General features: G+C 65.6%; 1 protein-coding gene. It reads left to right on the forward strand.

The window, feature by feature from the left end:
- A partial coding sequence (locus tag IB277_RS37680) for a methylmalonyl-CoA mutase family protein (RefSeq protein ID WP_246812926.1) occupies nt 1–486 on the forward strand: 486 nt, incomplete at both ends.

The raw sequence follows: 486 nt of genomic DNA on the forward strand, positions 1-486 counted from the left end.
CTGCCGACGGAGTTTTCAGCGCGCATCGCCCGCAACACGCAGCTGATCCTGCAGCACGAGACCGGTGTCACCAAGGTCGTCGATCCGCTTGCCGGCTCCTACTATGTCGAGAGCCTGACCAATGAACTCGCGGAAAAGGCCTGGGCGCTGATCGAAGAGGTCGAGGCGATGGGCGGCATGACCCGTGCGGTCAACGCCGGCCTGCCGAAGCGACTGATCGAAGAGGCCGCGACCCGCCGCCAGGCCGCGGTCGACAAGGGCGAGGAAATCATCGTCGGCGTCAACAAGTACCGGCTCGACAACGAGGAGCCGATCGACATCCTGGAAATTGACAACAGCGCCGTGCGCGCCGCGCAGATCCGTCGCATCGAGGAGACGAAGCGGCGGCGCGACAGCGCAAAGGTGAAAGAGACCCTGGCCGCGGTTTCAAAGGTCGCCTCGACCGGCGAAGGCAACCTCTTGGCGGCCGCCGTCGAAGCGGCGCGG

This window comes from Ensifer sp. ENS07 (genome assembly GCF_014852185.1).
GTDB classification, from domain to species: domain Bacteria; phylum Pseudomonadota; class Alphaproteobacteria; order Rhizobiales; family Rhizobiaceae; genus Ensifer; species Ensifer adhaerens.